17 protein-coding genes and 1 pseudogene are annotated in these 20921 nt (G+C 43.2%); 7 read left to right on the top strand and 11 right to left on the bottom strand.

Going from position 1 to position 20921, the window contains the following annotated elements:
- The 5 genes and pseudogenes from HMO_RS0111585 to HMO_RS0111560 all read left to right on the top strand — a co-directional run.
- Positions 1-669: pseudogene (locus HMO_RS0111585) on the top strand (hypothetical protein); the annotation flags it as partial.
- A gap of 24 nt (positions 670-693) precedes the next feature.
- Positions 694-1383 carry a hypothetical protein gene (locus HMO_RS0111580; RefSeq protein ID WP_010303362.1) on the top strand — a complete coding sequence of 230 codons (690 nt, stop codon included), beginning with the start codon at positions 694-696 and terminating at the stop codon, positions 1381-1383.
- Between the two features lie 466 nt (positions 1384-1849).
- Complete coding sequence (locus HMO_RS0111575; protein ID WP_010303355.1) at positions 1850-2536, top strand: hypothetical protein; 687 nt, start codon at positions 1850-1852, stop codon at positions 2534-2536.
- Positions 2537-3068: 532 nt separating this feature from the next.
- Positions 3069-3491 carry a DUF1016 N-terminal domain-containing protein gene (locus tag HMO_RS0111570; RefSeq protein WP_010303351.1) on the top strand — a complete coding sequence of 141 codons (423 nt, stop codon included), beginning with the start codon at positions 3069-3071 and terminating at the stop codon, positions 3489-3491.
- 161 nt (positions 3492-3652) lie between these two features.
- Positions 3653-4834 (top strand): ATP-binding protein, encoded by a 1182-nt coding sequence (locus HMO_RS0111560; RefSeq protein WP_010303342.1) that lies wholly within the window; start codon positions 3653-3655, stop codon positions 4832-4834.
- Positions 4835-4907: 73 nt separating this feature from the next.
- Here HMO_RS0111560 and HMO_RS14880 read toward each other — a convergent pair whose 3' ends face one another.
- The 3 genes from HMO_RS14880 to HMO_RS15860 all read right to left on the bottom strand — a co-directional run bounded on the left by HMO_RS14880 (position 4908) and on the right by HMO_RS15860 (position 8370).
- Complete coding sequence (locus HMO_RS14880) at positions 4908-5288, bottom strand: IS110 family transposase (RefSeq protein ID WP_010303339.1); 381 nt, start codon at positions 5286-5288, stop codon at positions 4908-4910.
- Between the two features lie 353 nt (positions 5289-5641).
- Positions 5642-7393, bottom strand: coding sequence for a type IV conjugative transfer system coupling protein TraD (traD, locus tag HMO_RS0111550; protein WP_010303335.1), 1752 nt, complete (start codon positions 7391-7393; stop codon positions 5642-5644).
- Positions 7390-8370, bottom strand: a complete 981-nt coding sequence (locus HMO_RS15860; protein WP_010303330.1) for a DUF6371 domain-containing protein — start codon at positions 8368-8370, stop codon at positions 7390-7392. Before HMO_RS15860 ends, traD begins: the two co-directional genes overlap by 4 nt.
- 102 nt (positions 8371-8472) lie before the next feature.
- Between HMO_RS15860 and relB the strand changes: the two genes are divergently transcribed.
- Positions 8473-8700, top strand: coding sequence for a type II toxin-antitoxin system RelB family antitoxin (gene relB, locus HMO_RS0111540; RefSeq protein WP_010303326.1), 228 nt, complete (start codon positions 8473-8475; stop codon positions 8698-8700).
- 61 nt (positions 8701-8761) lie between these two features.
- Positions 8762-9343: a hypothetical protein gene (locus HMO_RS0111535; RefSeq protein ID WP_100070086.1), complete on the top strand. Its 582-nt coding sequence runs from the start codon at positions 8762-8764 to the stop codon at positions 9341-9343.
- Between the two features lie 14 nt (positions 9344-9357).
- On the opposite strand, the gene HMO_RS0111530 is transcribed toward HMO_RS0111535, so the two are convergent.
- From HMO_RS0111530 to traC, 8 genes are all read right to left on the bottom strand, one after another.
- Complete coding sequence (locus HMO_RS0111530; protein ID WP_010303319.1) at positions 9358-12126, bottom strand: conjugal transfer protein TraG N-terminal domain-containing protein; 2769 nt, start codon at positions 12124-12126, stop codon at positions 9358-9360.
- 14 nt (positions 12127-12140) lie between these two features.
- Complete coding sequence (locus HMO_RS0111525) at positions 12141-13379, bottom strand: conjugal transfer protein TraH (protein WP_010303314.1); 1239 nt, start codon at positions 13377-13379, stop codon at positions 12141-12143.
- Between the two features lie 87 nt (positions 13380-13466).
- The gene (locus HMO_RS0111515) at positions 13467-14270 is read right to left on the bottom strand and encodes a conjugal transfer protein TraF (RefSeq protein WP_010303307.1); all 804 of its coding nucleotides are present in this window, start codon (positions 14268-14270) and stop codon (positions 13467-13469) included.
- Positions 14257-16071, bottom strand: coding sequence for a conjugal transfer protein TraN (locus HMO_RS0111510; protein ID WP_010303305.1), 1815 nt, complete (start codon positions 16069-16071; stop codon positions 14257-14259). Before HMO_RS0111510 ends, HMO_RS0111515 begins: the two co-directional genes overlap by 14 nt.
- Complete coding sequence (gene trbC / locus HMO_RS15855) at positions 16068-16721, bottom strand: type-F conjugative transfer system pilin assembly protein TrbC (protein ID WP_010303301.1); 654 nt, start codon at positions 16719-16721, stop codon at positions 16068-16070. The genes HMO_RS0111510 and trbC overlap by 4 nt, the downstream gene beginning before the upstream one ends.
- Before the next feature lie 11 nt (positions 16722-16732).
- Positions 16733-17737, bottom strand: coding sequence for a conjugal transfer pilus assembly protein TraU (gene traU, locus HMO_RS0111500; RefSeq protein ID WP_010303298.1), 1005 nt, complete (start codon positions 17735-17737; stop codon positions 16733-16735).
- Positions 17730-18359, bottom strand: a complete 630-nt coding sequence (traW, locus tag HMO_RS14865; RefSeq protein WP_010303295.1) for a type-F conjugative transfer system protein TraW — start codon at positions 18357-18359, stop codon at positions 17730-17732. Before traW ends, traU begins: the two co-directional genes overlap by 8 nt.
- On the bottom strand, positions 18349-20907 hold the full coding sequence (gene traC / locus HMO_RS15850; protein ID WP_010303293.1) for a type IV secretion system protein TraC: 2559 nt from the start codon (positions 20905-20907) through the stop codon (positions 18349-18351). The genes traW and traC overlap by 11 nt, the downstream gene beginning before the upstream one ends.
- Between the last annotated feature and the right edge of the window lie 14 nt (positions 20908-20921).

Here is a 20921-nt window from a genome sequence, read left to right as displayed (position 1 = left end):
GGCTATTCCGACGCGAATGCAAAAAGAAAAGCATTAAGGCTTCAAAAGAGTATATCTCGCATTACCCAAGATCCCTGTATTTCAATTAGCAGCTACTTTGGCTGGGAAAGTTTATGGAAAGAAAACTATAAACCTATCCGAGAAAAATTGGAGCCCTTTTTTGTTAAAGCTTCTTCTCAAGATCCTCTAAGCGACAAATTTTTACAAACAGAAGAAGAATCTTTGATGCATAGTAATAAGCACGCATTTCAGTTTTGGCTTCATAGTGAAGAACCTATATTACTCTATATAATGGGGCATCCTGCACTGAAAGCTAATGGGGAAACCTTATCTCCTACTTTCAGTGAAATAATGTATAGTATTAAACTACCTAAGGATGTTATCCCGGAGTTATCTATACTTAATATTGTCTCTCGTAATGATTGTTGTACCCATTGTAGACCACTTCTATTTGAGGCTTTGGAACATAAAGACTTTTTAGATAAAAGCTTACTGGAAGGATTAGGAATTAAAGTGGATATCCCTTTAGGAAAAGTTTTATTATACTCCTCGATTCATCCTTTTGGGCTTAAAAGACCTACGAGTGGTTATAGTGAAGAGCTTAATATAGAGGGTCCCGATACTCTCCTATTCTTGATGGCTGGAAATGGACCCACGAAAGAACAATAAAATTATAATTTAGGAAATTAGGCAATGGAATATAAGACGCTAATAATAGGTTTAGTCGGTATGGTCATGAACTCAGGTACAGTATTTAGTTTAGACGATATTGGTTCCCAAATAAAAGGACCTGAAGAAAATCGGGAAATCTCTAGAAGGATATTAGAAAAAGCTGGACCAAAAGGTGAAATCAGCGCCTTAACTGAGGAAGATAAAGGGTGGCTTTATGAAACGGATATATTGGAATCAATAAAAGTTTCGGAAAGCCATGGAGATAGTGAGGCGGCAGATCGATCTGGTGATCTATATGAATTAGCCCTATTTTATGAATATAAAGGATGTCCTACCCTTGTGAATAAAACACTTCTGGAAAAAGCAGAGCTCGATTTGAGGATTGCTTTAAAAGGGGACGAGGCCATGCTCGGGCACTTTAAAGAAATGATAATCAATAAAAGGCTAGAGGATAATTTCTTTAGCGAAATTATAAAGCTTGCGGAAAAAGATATGCGTAATTATGTGAATGGTAAATATGCCCAATTGGTTGATCTTCCAGGATTTCAAGAACATGTAAAGATTCTTGCAGAAGCTTATAAAAATTCTCTTAAGGCAACACTTCACCTCAGAATGGTACACAATTGTTTCCCTAAATGCCTGGATAATGAAATAATCGCCGACATTCTACATGAAAGGATAAAAAGAAGAAATAACCACCAGGCAGAATAATAGACCTATCAGGAATTTTGGACAGGTTGCAAGTAGGGGCTGAGCGCGTGAATAGATTGGGAACTATGCAATAACCATGCACATATTGAGGGTCGGCAAAGATCCCAGCACTATATATACATAGTATGCTTTATCCCTGTTTAATCAACGTTACGGGTAGATTGTCGCTCCGTTATATGCATACGCTTGTTGGGTTTAGGGATGTTCAGTGACTCGCCAGTCTCTCGCCCATACGCCAGAAGGAGCTCTTTATAAAAAGCGCCCATTCCTCTGTGAGTCGCAGAAAATAAGGTGTTCCCAGACTTTTTTAAATCCTTATGATAATTTTTCGCACAAATCCTTGCATAATACCTAATAGACCTTCAGAGGGCTATAGCCAAGAGTTTAATATAGACAACCCAAATACAGTCCTTTTTTTAATGGCTGGAAATGTACCCAATAAAAAACAGTAAGATGAGATCTGGCAATGAAATATAATTCTTTAATAGTAAAATTAGCTTTTTTCGGTATGAATTTAAACATGGTAGTTGGTTGCGATAATATTGGCTCCCAATTAATAGGGCCCGAAGAAAATAAGGAAATAGTTAGACGGGTAATGGAAAAAGCGGGCCCTAATGCCGATGTTAGATTTTTAACAGAGGAAGAAAAAGAGTGGCTATATGAAACGGATATATTGGAATCAATAAAAATTTCTGAGAGTCATGGCGAGAGTGAAGCTGAAGATAGGTCAAGAGACTTAAGTGAATTAGCAAGATTTTATGAATATAAAGGACGCTCTGATTTGGTAAATAAAACACTTTACCAGAAAGCTCAGGTAGACCTAATGAGTGCCTTAAATGGAAATGAAGCTATGCTCAAGATTTTTCGAGGGATGTTAATTGATAAACGCCTAAATGATAATTTTTTTAGAGAAATTATAGAACTCGCTGAAAAAGATACACGTAATTATGTAAATGGTAAATATGCAGGTATAATTGATAAAGACCAATTTCAGATGCATGCTCGTTCTCTAGCCGAAGCTTATAAAGATTCACCTAAAGAAACATTAAATATTAGAAAAATGAATAATGTACCTCCTATAAGGTTCGATGATGAAGATCTTACAGATATTTTAATGGAAAGAATAAAGAAAGTGAATAATATTCAGGGATAATAATAGCACCATAACAGATTTTTAATAAATACTGATATAGGTACGTATTGAAAAATATTAAATCTTTTTCTTTAGCCTGCAATTAAAGGTACCATTTGTCCAGAGTAACCGCGATAACGCCAACAATTCTGAAGATTTAAAATTTGAAGAGAGGTACAGTTCCATCCAGATATGCCTAGAAAAGAATTTGATGACTAATGAAAACGGTAATTACGCTAAGGGATATAAGGATCCCCTGATGACAGCTGCTTATCCAGCTATCTGAGAAATATTTATTTTAAGAAACCTCTCAATCTCTTACTTAGTAATGCCTACAAAGAGAATAGAAGGGTAAAAAGTTCTATTTAACTACATCTTCTTGTGTTTTTAGACGTTTTGGTATTAAAAGGCATCGATCTAATCTCTTAGAAAGGTAAGCTAAGGGCTTTATTTTTTTTGAATAAAAGCCTATTTTGTTAATTAATGGCATGATATTAAGTATATCTCTTCACAAGATAATGATCCGTAAAGTAATTTTTTATAGAAGTTAAAGATGACCCTTGAAGCTAAAGAGAGCAATCAAGATTTTCTACAAATCTATCGCATGATAGCAGAGGCTAAAGCAAAAACCTGGTCTCAAATAAATAAATCAATAATTACTCTTTACTGGGAAATAGGGCAATATATTAGTAATCAAACTCAAGAAGGCAGTTGGGGAAAATCACGTGTAGAAGAATTATCTAGGTATATTCTTACCAAAGATCCATCAATTAAAGGATTCTCTTCACGTAATCTTTGGAGAATGAAGCAATTTTACGAAGCTTATCACGAAGATAAAAAACTGTCAGCACTGCTGACAGAGGTCAGCTGGTCAAATCACTTGCACATCCTTTCTAAAACGGGTTTGTGGCCACAAACCCTACTTTGCGCATTCCTGCTGATATTGAAGAAAAGATTAAGGCCGCTCGTGCTATGATTAAAGATAGAGAGAACTATCCCTTTATTTCTGATATTATTAAATCTCTGGGAATTGGAAGAACAGCCTTTTATCAGTATTTCCAACTGAAATACTTCAGCAGCTTCGTCCTCGTTAAACAACCCTTTATATGATGATTTCTTATATGGGAACATTACCAATTGACAAAAAATGAGCTTGCAAAAACCATTATAAAACTTCTCGAATTAGATAAAGAGGGAGAATACTGGGATTTTAAAGAACAACCTGGAACATGTCTGGATCTGGTTCATGATATTATCTGTTTAGCTAATAATCCTCATTATATTGGGGAACGATATCTTATTTATGGGGTCAAAGAAAACCCAAATATAAATAAAAAAGAAATGAAATATAATATCATAGGAATAGAGAAAAATAAATTAGATCAGGCCAATATAATAAATACTCTTAGAAATTCTGGATTCTCCAATGGTAACTTCCCAGATATTAGGTTAGAAAATATTACTGTTTTTGACAAAAATTTATCTATTATTGTTGTTGCAGATCATCCAAATCTAAGGCCATATACACTAGGAAAACTTTACACGGCGAAAGAAGGAAAAACAAAGCTTTATCCTGGTGCTATATATACTCGCGTTCAAGATACCAATACGCCAAAAGACAAGACCGCGTCCCTATCTGATTGTGAAAAAATCTGGAGGCAACGCTTCGGCATTGATGAGCCTGTGTTTGATAGATTTAAACGCCTCCTTTTGGAGCCCGTAAATTGGGCTCACAACCCAGGGATGCCCTATTTATTAATCCCTGATGACTCAGAAAGACACAGGATTTTTCCTGTATACCATAAATTTTTCCCTGAATTTCAAATTGAATTAACTGATTGGGAGGAAAGAAATGGGGACACGTTTTGTTACTTATACTATATCCCAGAATCTTATTGGGGAAAGGTTCGTTTCAAGTATCACAATGTGGTACTTTCCGAACTCTCTTATGTTTGTTGTGATGATTTCCGGATTTTATTTCCTGTACCAAGAATATTTAGTTTTACTAAAATAGATCATTTTAACCAAAATTATTTTCATTATATTATAATGGATGATTTGGAGGGATATTTTTTACATTTTCTAAATGTACATCAAGATGTTTCCAATAATAAGGCTATCTTGATTTTTAAAAATAGATTACAGTTCGATGCTTTCATCTCAGATGTGCAGAAGGATTTTAAAAACAAAGCCCTATCGCAAATTAAATCTGCTGCCTTTTCCCATGATTATGTAAAGAGCAGGAAGGCCTTACAAGATAAACTTCTATTTCAGTTAAATCTACGTAAGTTTTATGACGAGTGGCGATTTACTTACTGAACTTATGCTTTATGCGTATAATTTATAATATGAGCCACATAGGAGGGTCTGATACTGTGTTTAAACTCAAGGGTTAAATTTTTAAAATATTTGGATTAAATGGTGTTTTGTTTTTTAGAACTCCAAAACAAATATGGAGAAGTTTTCGCATAATGGCCCCAATAATAACCATGGTATGTTTTCCTTTTCGTGCCAGCTTTTGAGAAAATTCTTTTAAAAATGGATTGTGATTTTTAGAAACGATTGCTGGAAAATACAGAGCTTTTCTTAGGGAGGCTGCCCCGATTTTTGACAAACGTGGTTTAGCTTTAAGAGAGGTTCCCGAGCTTCTGAGGGACGGAGTTAATCCTGCATAAGCGGCTAATTGTCTGGCATTTTCCAAGGATGATAGCTCAGGGATTTCCGCCAAAATGGCAACAGCTGTTGTTTTCCCAATACCTGGAATGGTTTGCAAATTTTGATAATCTTCTCTTAACTGGCATTCCAGGTGTCACCACCAGAAATAAAATGATACAGAGCACCGAGAAAAAAATGATACACTGAGCGATCCCAAAATGCCTTCTTTTAAAACAGGAGAACGGCTACCTGCTAATTTGATTAAACGTATTTTGGGTCCCTGTATATCCATAAATTAAGCCGGACCATTCCTCCGCTTAAGTCTTCAAACACGGGGAGCCCACACATAGCAAAGAAAAGAGCCCCTAAAAAGACAAGGGGATGGCAAACTGCGACAAAAGCTCCCCAGACATAATCTTTAAGGTGTCGCCGTCTCATCATAACTTAGCCTCTCATTCTTGGAAAAGGGGATTAGATCGATACAACTTGTACTTTGGTGGCCTCGAATTCATCCTTAGGACGAGCAACAAAGGAGGGAGCGACAGTTGGCAGGTCATGATACTTAAATTTGACATGACCTACAGGATAATGGCCCGGCAATTTCAGATAGGCCTCCAGATCAGCCAATTTCATTAATTTGTCAGCATTAATTGCTGCCTTCTCACGCCGCTGATCATTGAGAGAGACCCCATCACGCATTTGATGGGCCCCATAAGAGATGTTTTCGATGGATTCCGAAACTTCTTGAGAGCCGAGCCATTTAGAAACGCGATCAGCCACGTCCGCACCTGCGACGCGGAAAACGACCTTAGTACTGCATAAGTTAGTAATTGACTTTACAAGATGGTGTCCATAAATCTCATCTAATAGCGACATATCTTGGGTTCCTACCACCGCGCAGCCGCCATATTTGCGTGCTTCAGCCAACATCGTCTGGAGATCAGGCAACTTCTTTAAGGCCGGCAGCTCGTCAATAATAAACCATAATCGCCGCTCATAGGAGGGAGGCAAGCTCAATAATCCTTGAGTCGCAATACTCGCCCAAGCCGTCAGCAACGGCTTTAAAGCTTCTCGCATTTCTGGCACTGAGGCTAGGAAAAGCCATTCCCCTTCTTCTGAGTCCTGGCTGATCCATTGGCGGATCGAAAACGGCTTCGAGGTTTCCTTCAACCATTCTAAGCATTTGATATTGGCAGCTAGAGTCGCCCGGACACTTAAACTCATTTTATCCCCTTGCTGATTGATAAAAGCCCCTGCCGGGGTTCCTAAATAGAAATCAGCAGCCACGTGTAAGGGGGCTAGAATAGAATAAATAAGGAATTCTTGGATACTGGTCTGCTGCCTTGCTTTTAATTGTAAAGCTGTGGTTACAAACAAGGTTCGAGCCGAATTGACCCAAAAGTCATCTTCTTGCTTAGTGGGGACGAAGGCCGCGGCTAAAGCTTCATAATGATACGGAGCTGTACAATCCGCCCAGATTGTCCAACTTTCTGAACGTTTATCGAGGGGATTCAGAATTTTATCGACGCCCGGGCGATAATACTTCTCAATAAAGCTGCCGGTGACATCCACAATAATGGCGCGTTGCTTCTTATCCCGTATTTGTTGAAGAAGCTCATGAATGCAATTTGATTTCCCTGCCCCCGTCGTCCCGACAATCAACAGATGCTGTAATTCCTTATTTTTGATTAAGGGAACGTTTGCAAGCTTAATATCCGAGGCTTCTTTATTTGACTTAACAAGCTTTTTAAGAAGATTCCCCTCCACAACTTGCGTGCCTGAAAGGATTTCTTTTTCACTTCCAATCCGTCCCCGCCAGCTCCAAAAACGGATAAACAACGCAAACGTGCCGATCATAACCCATAAAGTCTGGAAGAAATGACTCAGAGCTGTCGCTTTAATATGGTCGACTTGCTCCTGAACCCAGGGATGCTGAAGAATGGCCAAAGACCTCACCCTTTGCGGGCGCCCCGGAGAGAATAAAATGATCTGGGTCGCTTTATTCTTATCGACAAAAGGAAGGATTGTTTTAAGCTGGGCTTCAAGGTAGGACTTAAAAGCATTCCATTCATATATGGTATGAGCGTTATAGGTTTTATAACTAAAAAAGCCCCCTCCTATTATCGCACAAGCCAAAAGGGTTACTGAGAGCACTTGGCGGAGCATGCGGACATTATGGAGCGTGACTTGGCCGCCTTGGGTAAATTTCTTGATTAAGCTCATTGAGGAATCTCCGATGAAGAAAGAGGAATAAGAGAAGGGACAATCTGCAGCGATAAGCTCTGCCGGGGATCAAGAGACACCGCCAGGTACTCTGCAATCCATGCAGACGGCAATGGATCTGCAAGGTCCCACTTAGGGGGTGTTGTCTTAGGCAGCCGCACCCTACTGATGCTTTGCACTCCAAGAGTCAACAGATGTTTTTGAAGATGACACATAGCCTCAAACCCAGGGCGATCATAATCAGGCCACAAAATTACAGATCGCCCTTTTAAAGCGGTCCAATCTGTTTTTAAAACAGCTTTAGCCCCCCCGACCCAGGTCAAAACATGGAACTGCGGCAACAAAGCCTGAGCGGCATCTGCGGTCTTTTCGCCCTCCACAATAAGAATGATCTGCGACGTCTCTTTTAATTTTTCTAATCCATAAGGGGTTCGTGGTTCGCCAAAGCCTTTCCACCGCCAACTTTCTTGGCCCTCTTGAGAGAGATGATAAGTTAATGTGGGGGTAATCTTATTGCCCTGAGAATCTTCTAAGCGGACCACATACCCTAAAAGGTCGCCGGAAAGGGAGCGATAAGGATGCATAGCTTTAACTTTTCGACCTGCTACCAGAAAACTTAAAGGGGGTCGATCAAAATCAGGCTTCAACGCACCCGACGGCACCGGCAATACGAGCGACCATTCAGGTGTATGCCTTATGCCAAGCCAATCTCGTGCCCAGTGACATAAGTCTCTGCCATAAATTGCTTTAACGCGACTAATTAAGTCGAGCGCACTTCCATGAGTCCCGCTCTCAAAATCATAAAAGCGCCCTTGATGAGGGCCTCCTATAGTAATGGATAAGCTTCCTTTTTGCCCATAGCGCCATTCTGTTGGTTTTTTGAATGTTGGCTCGCCGAGAAGCTCAAAAGCTAGATCACTGATTTTTAGAGTCAACTCTCGGTTGAGAAAGCGATAATAGTCACGATAATCTTGCATGCAGCGGTTTTCCTAATGAAATGGTCAACTGTAAATCATTGTTAATTCTTGTAAAACACTGTAATACACCGGTATAATGGAATCCGAAAAAGGGGTTTAAAAATGTTAGGTGTTCGTCTTTCCAAAGAGTTGGATGATCGGTTGAAAGTTTTAGCGGAGAAAACCAATCGCAGTAAAAGCTATTATGTAAAGCAAGCCATTGAGCAATTCTTGAATGAGCAAGAAGACTATCTTGTAATCGAGGCATTTTATGAGAAACTAGATCTTCGGTATTCTCCTGAGGAGGTTGAAAAAATGCTAAAATTGAGCGATGACCAAAAGGACTCTTGAGTTTAATCGACAGATGCTTCAAGATCTGGGCAAACTTGAGAGAGGGAAAGGAATAGATAGTATGGCTTTTATAAGTTTTGCAAACTTTAAAGCACGTCAGCTTGATAAGATCCAATTGTATGGTCAAAAGGGTTTCAATCGCTCCCTCTTCTGCGCTTTGGGAGCAGCTTTGTTGATGCAAGAAGGAACTTACGGCTTGGCTATCTATCCTGTGGCCAGGGTCTTCTGGGATTGGTGGTTCTTTTCCTATCGAGGTTATAAAGAATCGGGCCAAGTTAGTGAAGCCTTCCTTGAGTGGAAGAAAATGACCCGTGATCAGATCGATCAGTATGTAAAGATCATGCTGACCGCCAAACGCATTCTTTTGGCGATCGCTTTGGCCTGGGCGGTCTTTGAGTCTTTTAAAGAGCCCCAGCTTTTTATGTCGGATCTCTTTATTATGTATGCTACCTTGATGACTCTTTTCTGGGGCCCCATGCTTTGCTTTAGAATTCTTAAATCTCCGTATGCAAATTTTGTATGGGGCGCGCCTCAAGAGCCTGAACAGTATAATCCTTATAAGGATTCTATCACCGACCTTTGCGACCCAAAAAATCCAATGGGATATTTCAATCCTAGCTCTATTAATTATACATCTAAGTAAAGTTGATCCCATTATCATTTTTTACCTTTATCAGGGCCAATCAAGCTTTGAACTGTATTGCTAATAGTTTTTATGGTGGTCGACTCACCGATATTAGTCGCCACCTTTTCCATCGATTTCCCAACTAGGCTTTTATCTTTTTCTCGCTCATAGGTTTGATCAGCAAATGTATGCTGCGCCGCCATCTGCGACTTACGTTTCCAAGTTTGCCCTTGTGCCGTGCCGAGCTCAGTTTTGGTTGCCCCTCGCTTCTCAGCGATTTGGGTATCGAGATCTTTTTCTTGCTGCGCCAAGTTATGGCTGGCTCGCATGGCATCTAAGTCTGCATTACGGGTAGGCGCCGGGCCCATCTTATGTTTATCGGCCTGATAAAGTTCTTGAAGTTTCTGTTGCTCACCTCGGCTACTTGACAGCGGTTGTGCCGTGCTACTGATAAGGCTACCACTCTCTTGTTGGGCGGCTTCAGGATGGGCAGCCAAGTATTGAATAGCCGCGAGCTTGTCGCCACCAAATTGTTGGGCAACTCGCTCGACCATCGCCTCATTTGTATTCGAGGTTGAGCTGATCCCGCTTTGACGGCTGCGGCTCGCCATTTCACTTAGAGATTGTGACCTGGATAAGTGAGCGGACATGCTGTCACTATGGACTTGAGCTTTGTTAAAATGCGCTTGAGCTTGATCAAGAGATTGCGTGTTAAACGTCTTTCCGATCGAGGCCTTATTATCGAGGGCATAATTGATCGCATGTTGCAGTCCCTCACTAAATTGTTTACCCGCCTCACTATTTTGAGCCTTTGTAACCATTTCATTATCGAGGGAACCTGTTTTAAAGTTGGCATTCGCACTTAACCCAAACATTTTGCCAAGCCCTGCCCCCACCATGGCATCAAAAGCAACCTGTTTATTGATCTGATTATCAGCTGCGTACTTATCCGAAATTGCTCTTAGATCTTGCATTTGCTTGTGTAAGTTAGCTGATTCAGCCGTGCCAAAGTTTTCCTGAGTGCCTTTATTGTCAGCCACACTTTTAGCAAAGCTAGCCAACTCTTGGGTCCCTAAGCTCACCGATTTTTGCATATTAACCCCTTCTTGATGGGCGGCATTTTGCATCTCCTGGCTTTGCCAAGCGGCCATTTTGCTGAAGCTGTCATTTTGGCTGAGATTGGTCGAAAAGCTATGCTGATGTTCTTGAGCCACAAGGGAACCGTTGGGACCATGCAGCGTCGCTAGTTTGCCATCATCAAAACGAGACCCATAATTAAAAGAGCCCCCGAGCTGCTGTTGCGCCATTTGTGTATTGGCCACCGATTTATTATGAAGACTTTGCGTGTCAAAAGAGACATTGCCATCCACACTCTCTTGTCCGGCTTTGCTGGCAAAAGACTCGCCGGTTTGAGTTAAGGAAGAGGAAAGCTGGGAAAAAGCATAACCGCCCGCTTTTGAAATTAAGGCCCACGAGACAAACGGCACCGAATATTGCAACCCCATGACCCAACAGTAGGCCGTATAAGCGGCATCGGCTAATCCATTTTGCGTGAGGACATTTAAGCCGTCGCCATAGCCGATTAAGGCAGACCGGGCTGCTTGACCGGCAAACATGTACCCCAAACAATTGAGCACACTAAATAAAACTGGCCAGCTGGCAAGCCAAATCATAACTTTAACCCAGGTCGCTACCCAGCTCATTCCTCCCGGCAAAAAGGTCATGGGGGCCATAATCGTAAAGTAAATTAAAGCAATGGCCATAAAGATGCTATGAAGGGTGGGAATATTCGTCCCGGCTAAAGCAGCCTTAATCAGGAAAGACTCATTTTGAAAGGACTGCCCCCGTGCCGCATTGAGCTGGGTTAATTCAAAGTTAGACCGGCCCAATTGCTTTTCATCTCGTTTATCCTCCAAAGATTGACGATAGGTATTGAGCATGAGTTCTTGCTGAATAAGGTTAGCAAAGGAGCTGGTCGTATTGGCAATTTTCTGCCACGCTTCTCCTGAATAGTGTTGCAGGCGGCGAGTCGCTTTTGTCAGATCTTGCTTGGTATTAAAAAGTTTACTGGCGAGGGATTGCAGACCGGTTTCCACTTCAATAGGAATCACTTCTCGGACTCGGCGTGCGCACTCACGACAATTGACAAAGGTACTCCGTCCATCTGGCTCGCGCCAATAGACTCCTAACATCGGATGGGCATTGGTTTCGACAAAGCCCACCATATCTTCACTTTCTAAGGCGGCTCGGGATCCCGGCTCTAAATTTGAAAAGATATAAGGCCAAGCAAAACATTGATAGGTAAAATCCTTCAGGTTTTGTCGCATTAAGGGGTCTTTAATTGTTAATTGATGCGCGGCATAAATTAATTTAGCCCCGAACATCGGGCCCACCTTTGAAAAGCGCTCGGCATCACTACATTCAAAAGCAGATTCGACCGCTTCAGAGAGGTAAGTGGCCAGATGGGTTGACATCGAGGCCACAGCCGCGATCCCCACCGGGATATTATCAACCTTGGAATATTGAAAATCTGAGTCAACCTTATCAATGATATGAACACTCGCTTTCGGGCCAAAAAATAAGGTGACTAGAAGCAAGGTCGGCAAGAACCAGCTGCGGAAGAAGATGGGAAAGGACGCACGCGGAATAGCCCGCGCCGCCACATAAAGCAGCCCAATGCCCATAGTTAACTTGCCCAGGGAAGTAAAATAAGGGTTATCACTTTTAAATAGAAGCGCAATTCCATTGAAAACTTTCCACAGGATCTCGCCGCCCCCATAAACATATAAACTGTAGTCCATAGTGATGCCTACCTTTAAGTGTTTCTAGCAATAATTGACCGTTCAATGGCCTCAATGGTCTGATTAAAGTTATAAAGAGAGCCATTGTTAGCCCCAATCAGAAGAGATTGCACCCGGCCACGAGCTTGTTGCAGGTTCTGCTTGAACTGAGCGATCGCAGTATCTTCGAGCTGGATTTTTTGTAAAGCGTCAATGGCTTCAATGACCTCGGTCATGACGCGATCGAACTGGGTGAGTAAGACGCCGGCCGCAATATACTCGGCCGTGTCTTGCATCATAAATTGAGTCCCGGCCGCCACACTGACTTGAATGTACTTATAGACCGGCAAGTTCACCGAGTCATTTAAGAAGCCAATTTCTTCATCGGTGATAGATCCTTTGGATATATATTTCTCTCGCAGATGTCGGATCTTTTCCATGACCTTTGCTTTCATTGTCGGCTGGGCTGAAGACGCATGATCTTCAATGGTAACTTGACGAGCATAAGGGGCAAGGCATTTGTTAGATTCATCACAAACCAACTTAGAGGTTGCTCCTCCTTTCAAATAAGCCCCAATAAAATCTTTCTGATCCGCCCGCGGTTCAATGATTTTTAAGCGATAACGATCACCGTCACGCTTCGAGATAAGGGTACCCGTGACTGACATAATAAAGGAGGCCAGCTCTGCATTATCTCGGTAGTCAGGCATCTTTTTTAAGACATGCCACACCAAATTATATTCGCCAACCAACAAATCAGCAGTTTCATTGCGAAGATTATTCACCTTATCGCTAGCAAAGCCTGGCTTGGAACACTGATTGCGCGCCGCATACCAATCATTGTTTCCCCCCTGCCCCTGTGTCTTAAGCTTGCAGAGATGCTCATTTGCAGCCGTCTCTTTGGGCCATAACCCGTCAACAATCTGTTGGCTAGCTTCACACGAATTTAACATCATGCCATTCAAATCTTGAACCACCTTACGCAGCTGAGCGACTAGGTTCTCAATTTGCGGCGCCTTAGTTTTCAAGAACAATTGAAAAGCATAGGTGGGAATCCCTGTGGCCAACTGCCGGGCTAATTTGACCAGCTCATCACCTTTCATAAAAGAGAAGGAACCAAAGTAAAGATCGATACTGTTACACCCAATGCCAAACCGGGGCAAACTGATATTAATGGGATTGATGGAAGTATTCCCCTGACGCATAACATAGCCACCGCCCGTATAATACCCGGCCGCTTGGTCCTGATAGGCTCCCGGAGTCGAATGATTCACGTGCCCCCCAAGCTTTTAAAGAACTTATCTAAGGTATTGGCGCAAGCGGGTGTGGCGAGGAGAACAGCTATGAATAGGGATTTGAGCTTATGGACGGCCATAAGGGGCTCCTTTCAAAGAATCGATAATAATTTTCATGTTCTCGCGCAGTTCCGAGAGGTTGACTAAGCCTCTTGCAAGAGGAATGACGTCTCGGGTGGTCGGGTTGACCAGAAATAAGGCAGGGTAGATGCCTTCGGGGTTAAGGATCTGGATCGTGCCGTTGTCAGCCACGGCATCCGGAAAAGCGGGCAAACGCTGGCCTTGCGGAGAGATCGCCTTATACTCAAAGCCATACTGATCAATAAATTGGCGCACAATCGGAGCAAATTCATGACAATAGGGGCAGTCCTGTTTAAAGACAAAGAAGAGGCCAAATTGGCGGGTCATTTGCTTGATCTGACGATCGAGCTGCTTTTCTTCTTTTTCTTGATAGATTTTGCGGTGGAGGGGAAAGGGCTGATCCGATTCCCGGTACCCTTGAGCATCAAGAAGGGAGGCCAACATCCATAACTTTTCAAAGACGGTCGCTTGATCCATCATGACATTCTGAGCCCGATACAAATTCTGGACATTAGCTAACGTTGGCTCCATGACCGCTTTTGCTTGAATCTCTTCAAACTGCTCTTGCGACTGCTTCAACCGATCCCGGTAAGTAACAGGTTTTTCTGGCGCTGGCGCTGTCAATGGAGGCTTGGAGGCAGCTTCTTCCTTGATGACTTTCTTGGGCTTGGCTATCTTTTTATACCAAAGCCATCCTTTCGGCGGCTCGCTATACCAAGATCCGGCGTGAACGCTTTGCATCGTTAAACCAAGAGCGAGGCTTATGTTTATTAGGTTAGAATTCACCATTGGGACGTCCTTGGGTCATGCGTTTATCTTTGTCGGTGATGAGGCGGGATTGATCGCGGATCGATTGCTGGATTCCTTGAGTAATCTTCTGCGTATCTGGCATTTGGATCTTTGAGAACAGATCTTGAAAGAGCTCAGTCAGATTAAGCTTACTAAAATCCAACTTGCTAAATTGCGTCAGGGTTAATCCCTGGCATTGAGGGTTCTCTGGATCACCATAGTGTAGACCTAATTGACCGCGCCCTTGCTCATTCAAGATCCGTGCTAATTTAGTTTGATAACAACAAAAAGTGGTCTTTTTCTTTACACATACACCAAGCTTCTTTTCAGCACAGTAGGTGCCAACCACCACGCATTTATTGAGCTTTCGTTGTTGAGCAAGCTTCTTCTCATTTTCAGAGCATCCGGCCATGCCCACTTTCATTCCCCATCCCTTCTGCGAGCAACAGTTTTTAAAGCTTGCTGGAATTCGAGAACAACGCAGATCTTCGCCTCGGAAGACAGTCTGGGTGTTGGGATCCATATCTTTTTGCATCTCTTTAAAGATGGCAAGTTTGGATAACGAGTCCGCCATATCAGGATTAGGGTCCCAGGTTTGATTGACGCAATTGCCATCTAAACAGAACAGCGTATCTCCTTTAAGACGCGTTTGAGCCAAACGCTGAGGCTTGTCATAGCACTCAAAGGTTTGTTCCCATTCGAGGCATTCGCCTTGGTACTCAGTTTTGCAGTGAGAGGCGACCTGAATACAGCCTTTTTCGAGAAGGGGCTGACAGGTGTTTTGCTCTTTACTATGACAACGATAAAGGAGCTCCTCTTCCCAGCAATCAGCGCTCACAGGAACCCCCTCAATCACTCGAGTCTCCGGGCCACTTAGGCAGCGCGTCGTCACTAACTCACATTCCCCTTGATCGATGAGACTTTCAAGGGTTTTACAATCCTCTTGCCAAATCAGCTCAAAGACTGGAACATCAACTTTGGTGGTCACCTGAAATTGCAAATACCTTGCCCCTCTAATCTCCGAGCTAGAGCGGCGCGAACTTTCGTAATGATATTGAATTTCTCCCCCATGAAATTGCTTGAAGGTGACCGATGTAATGGCGTCTAAATTGAGATCTATTTTTTGGCCTGTGGCCGCCTCGACGCCGTTAAAAACAACCTTGAAGGCGGCAATAATCTTGCCTTGACTTGTTGCGGGCCGAGTATTAGAAAAGAATTGAGCAAGGGATCGGGAATTAGTCAGTAAACCTAAGTGACCACTTTTGTATGCCGCAAGACCGCTTAGATTAATGGTGGTAGTTTTTTCTTCTTGCCGCGTGCCGACTTTTTGAGGTACCCGCAGACGTTTACACTTTGCCTCATACAAGCTACGGCCCCGAATACATTTATAAATCGAAGGCTTAACCGGCTCGTCTTGACTTTCTGCTACCTCTCCTTCTTCTGCTTTTGAGAGGATTTGATTAGCCTCTTTAAAGATGGGGTCGTTGATAACATCCATTTCATAAGGGGGTCGCTGTTCAATGGAGTCCTTAACAAGCTTATAAGCTTCATTGTTCGCTGCCGCCTTAAATTTTTTTTCTTCAATAGCGCCCTCATTATAGTCCGTCTCCGGAATATTAGTCCCTGCATAACCCACGCTACCCTCGGGATCTTTCGGGGGGTTTTTCTGGAGATCAGTATGAGATTCCTGAATCGCCGCTTCAGCTTCTCTCTCACTTTGGGCCGGATTAAGCGTCGCCCAGCTCAGATCGCTCGCTCCTAAAGCAATAACCAAAGCAAGATAATTAATGAGCTTTCTCATGACCATGAGCTCCTTAATTTCTTGAGCATCTGCCGCGCCAGATTCTTAAGCTCGCCGTGATCTTTAAATTGGGCCAGGGCTTCGCTGAGCGAAACATTACCTTGAAGGCGATCAACCTTTTTGCCAGCAGCATCCACTAAGATAAAGGTAGGCACGGTAGTGACTTGATAAGCCTCAAACTGAGGAGGATCTATTTCTCCTGTAATTTCAAGCTGTGAAAAGAATAGTTGCGTGTCCTTAAATGAATTATTGATAAGCCCCCGAAAGATGAGCTTAGCATTAATACGTTTCGCTTCACCTGATAAAGCTTGCAAAGAGGCCCGCGGTAAACTGGATGAGGCAAAAATGAGAAGCTGACCTTGGGAAGGATTTTTGCTTTGGGGCTTTTCTAGGGATGAAATCTTAGACTGACAAGCTTGAGTAGTTTCAATCTTATGAGGCTCCACCACTTTAAAAGGCTGCTTTTCAGACGACTTCTTTCTGGGAAGTCCGCTAGGAGCAGAGGCCGCCTCAGCCACTTGCTCGTCAAGGAACGCTTGCACAGAGGCGGCCTGTGCCTCAGCAATCTTGTCTGCGTCTTCAATAATTGCTTGTGCAGACTGTTCTGCAGATACAAGCGATAAGAATGGAAGTAAAGTTATCATTTTCATGAATTTTTTTCCTAAGGGATTGCTCGCAAGCAGCAGTCTCGCTTGCGCCAAACTAAATATCCAAAATCAGAGCCTTTATAAGGAAACTCTTTACCACTTTGCCAAAGGACTTCCGTGTGCCCTAAGGCATAACAGTTCTTAGAGGTTGGAATTGGATAGGTCATCTGTAGTCGGTACTGACTTTTCTGAATAATTGGCATAGGGTACTTTTCGCATAGACCCAGCTCCCCATAAGAGCCCAATAGCAATCCTTCGCGGTGTAGCTTGGCCATAAAACGACCCGTAATCAATAAGCTGGTCTGAACCCCGCCCATATGCTCTGTGACAGTGCCGGTAAATGGATATAAGCTGCCTTGACACCCATTGCACCAGAATAAAACATTGAGGGGCAGATGCACCGAGGCTGCCGTACAGTCTGCCAAACAAGCAGCCTGGGCAATCTTATTGCCAAACAAAGCCGCTTCTGGATTCAAGATCAGAGCCTTTTCATCGTCGTTCCATAAGGGATCCAATTCTGTAAGATAGGCTAAATCTACCGAAAGATTTTCTAGACAAATGAAGTCTGTTAGAACTTCGAGCCAGTAGATAACCGGATAGATATACCAATGCACATGGTAAAAGCTACTATGGGTACCATTAGCGGGATTTTCCTCGACATCACCGCGACCATTGATACCGGTTGAAGCCATCTGCTTGCCACCCATATTAACAAGACAATAAGGGGTGCGTGTGACATCCACCAACCGCACTGGCTCCCAGAAACTAATGGGGATGCCTGGAATCGGGACTCGCAAGACACGACTAGGGCACATACAAATTATCTTTTTAGAACCTTCGGGGCTTGGATTGCCTTTGACAACGGTTAAGCCAGCAATTTCTAAGGGAAAGATGCATTTCCAACAAATATCTGAAATTGGATTAACAAACCGGCCAACACAGGATGATTCAGCATTTACGGATGTCATATTGCTGATAAAGAAGACCAGAAGAAGAATAGCTTTCACTTTACTAATCATGCATCTTCCCCTTCAATTGATCTGGTCCCATCATCTCAATGAGTAAAACCTTACCTTTCTGACTCACTCGCGCTGGAATCGCTTGAATACCCAGCTTTTTCACTAAGACGCCTCCTTGATCAAAATAGAACGGCACTTTGAATTGGCGGCTGAGCGCAAGGGGGGCTCCCTTGATGAGAACCTTTTTCCCCTTTTGAGCTAAAGACCAGCTCACATGGGCGGTATCATCACCATCCAAGAAAAGAAGAGGCTCACCAAAAGACATGTCGTCTAAGGGATTGAAAGTTTGCCCTTGATAAGCCACAATTCGTCCTTGGTGATCTTTAATATCCTGGCTGACAATTAAAGTCGGGTCATAGATCTTGGTTGCATAAGCCGTCGCTTTAGGAAGGGCTGCGCCTACTGGAGGGCGCTCAATTGAAGATTGGACACGTTTTTGAATTGCTTCTTGATGCTCTTCAAGCTGTCCTGAAGCTTTCATCTGTGTGAGCTTATCGATAATAACTTCTATAAGGCTCTTCTCTTTAATATCGAAGACTTGAGAGATAACTCCCAAGTCTTTCCCCGCCACTGGCATACGTAGGAGAAAAATTGCCAATGGCAGAAACTTTTTAAACTGCATGCCTTACCTCGATTTCCTCAAGGGCCAAGCGTCCTTCTTGATACTCAATAATCAATTCGATCGCATCTTCAAGCTTGTGGCCCCGCTCAAGGAGGCGTTCGATCATACTATATTCAGAGGCATTGGTGGAATATAAGATACGACTAAACGGATCTAAGCGTAAACGGCCGACAATCCCTTCAACCCCGGGGCCAAAAATTGCTACTTCAGAATAATGAGGCGGTTTGGCATGAATGGATTTCAATAATGTTTCTCGGTAACCATCTTTGACAAAATCTTGCAACTGCGGATGGTTTTTTAGAGAGGAAATCACGTCACTCTTCTGATGTAAAATACATTTCCATCCCGCTGAATTGAAAGCCTCTGTCGCCCCCGGACACTCAGGCTTAAAATAGTCCGTAAGATGCTGAGTGGCTAAGGTCAAAGAGCCCTTGTATTTACGAGAGGTTCGACTGAGCGCCGAGATAAACTGGGCCGTGCTCTTGCCTGCTAACAGTTGCCACGCTTCATCAATCATAATTACAAAGGGAGTTTTTCGATCGCCTTTAGCCATAATTTGATTGATCTGAATAATCAGCATTTGTACGACCACCGCCATCAAGGCCGGATAATTACGTAAGTTCTCCGTCTCAATGACGACCAGAGTATTCTCAAAGTTAGCGTTTGCTGGCTTGTTAAAGAAATGGCCAAAGGGCCCATGGGATGAAAACGCATATAAAAGCTGCCCAACATTACGCGCTTCACGTTCCTGATGGTTCTCCAAAAATTCCCGAACGGTATCCACTGAACTGCGTGTTTGGTAGGTCCTCCATGACCAACGAACAGCCTGTTCAATGTAAGAATTTTCTAACTTATCGAACATAGGATCTGTTCCCGCCATGGCTTTAATGACCGGTGTGATTAAAGAGAGCATTTCTTCACGCTCCTCATTATCTCGGGCAGTTTGACCCGTTGGGATGCGAGAAAATGGATTTAAACTAATGGGAAAGCGGATATCAAAATCAATATACTGTCCACCGCGCATCTGGCAGTTATTTTTAAAGCTTTTACCAAAATCGAGAACAAAAACCTTGCCTCCGACACCCAAGACAGTAGCGAGAAGCTCGTTCATGAAAACTGATTTACCTGAGCCAGGATGGCCAGCAATACAAACGTTGTAATCGTGATCTGTTAATACCGTTCCTGCGGTTGGCAGCAATGCCAAGCCAAAAGGACTCCAGAAAAACAATTGGCCCCGCCGCCCCACCAAGGGAATTCCGGGCGGCGTTTGTCCTTTCCATTCAGCTAAAAGAGGCAGAAGGTTCTGAGCCTCACTGGTCACAGTTTTCTTCACCTGCCCCATCTTATAGAGCTCTGTACCATACCCATACGCTTCCTTATGCAATAAGTCACCTTGCTCGCCTAAAGTCCAAGTCATCGGCAGACAGGAGATTAAGGTAGGCAATTGATTATACCGCGTCGGCTGAAGACTCCAGCCACTGGCTTGCCAGATATCAAATAGGTCTTTCTCATTACGGTAAATATCTTCATTCGGACTAAATAAGGTGAAGGTGAGGGAAGATAAAATTGCCCGATCGCCAATTTGGAACTTTTCACAAATTTCAGAAGCTTCCTCATATTGGGATCTTAAGTTGGGAGTGAACTTACTCATCCCATTACGCAGCGCATTTTCTAAGGTTTCGCGCTTACTATAAGCTTTGGCCTTGGCTGCGCCTTGATTCGGTAACACATAAAACCCTGCATGAGTTAGAAATGGGCATGAAATTTTATGGTCCACATTTAAAACATCTCCGATCAAGCGGTCCATATGACCCAGCGCCCACAGCTCCGGTGAATGGTGGGGACGGTAACTGCGACATAAGGTTTGGCCATCATTTAGAAAAAGATGGTTGCTCTGGTGAAGATAGTTCTTATCAGGATCAATGATCTGTTTAGCCAAAGTGTCATGTTCATTCCACTGGGCTGGGTAGGGCCAAGTACTGTTATGGAGATTTAGAATCGTTCCCACTTCTCGGATTAGTCCCTCGGCGTCCAAAATGTCTGTATGGACCTTTAATTTAGCCAAAATAGCCATCAGGTCTTGGCGCACCATTTGCAGTTGGTCGCGTGCCATAATATCCTTAACGTGGCCGGGAACCGTATACGAGATGAGAACACGATAATCGCGGATGAGAAACCCCGCAGGATCTTGATAAGCCTTGGCTTCCAAGAAGTCCCGCCGCCGTTGCGCCAATTTTTGAAAGACGGCCCCTTGACGTGCTGATTGCCAATAATTTAAATGCGGCGAGATGCAGGGACTTGCAAACATTAAAAATTGGACAGAGGCCCCTTCCGGAAGATTAGAAGGTCGACAGAAAAATTGCGCCATCCCTTGCTGATCATCGAGACTAGCTCCTACAATCGGCTGAGCAGCTAAGACAAATCCTGTTGCCCCTTGATTATAAAATAGTTGGCTTTGAGGATCATAGCTCTCATAGGGGAGAAGATGATGTAAGCGGGGGAGATTAACCCATTCTTGTAAAATGTCTTCAACGTGAGGGACTTGCATGAAATCATCGTTCC

It is taken from the genome of Candidatus Odyssella thessalonicensis L13 (assembly GCF_000190415.1).
Lineage (GTDB): Bacteria > Pseudomonadota > Alphaproteobacteria > Paracaedibacterales > Paracaedibacteraceae > Paracaedibacter > Paracaedibacter thessalonicensis.
The sequence above is the reverse complement of the archived record's forward strand: the minus strand, read 5'-3'. Positions and strand labels throughout refer to the sequence as shown.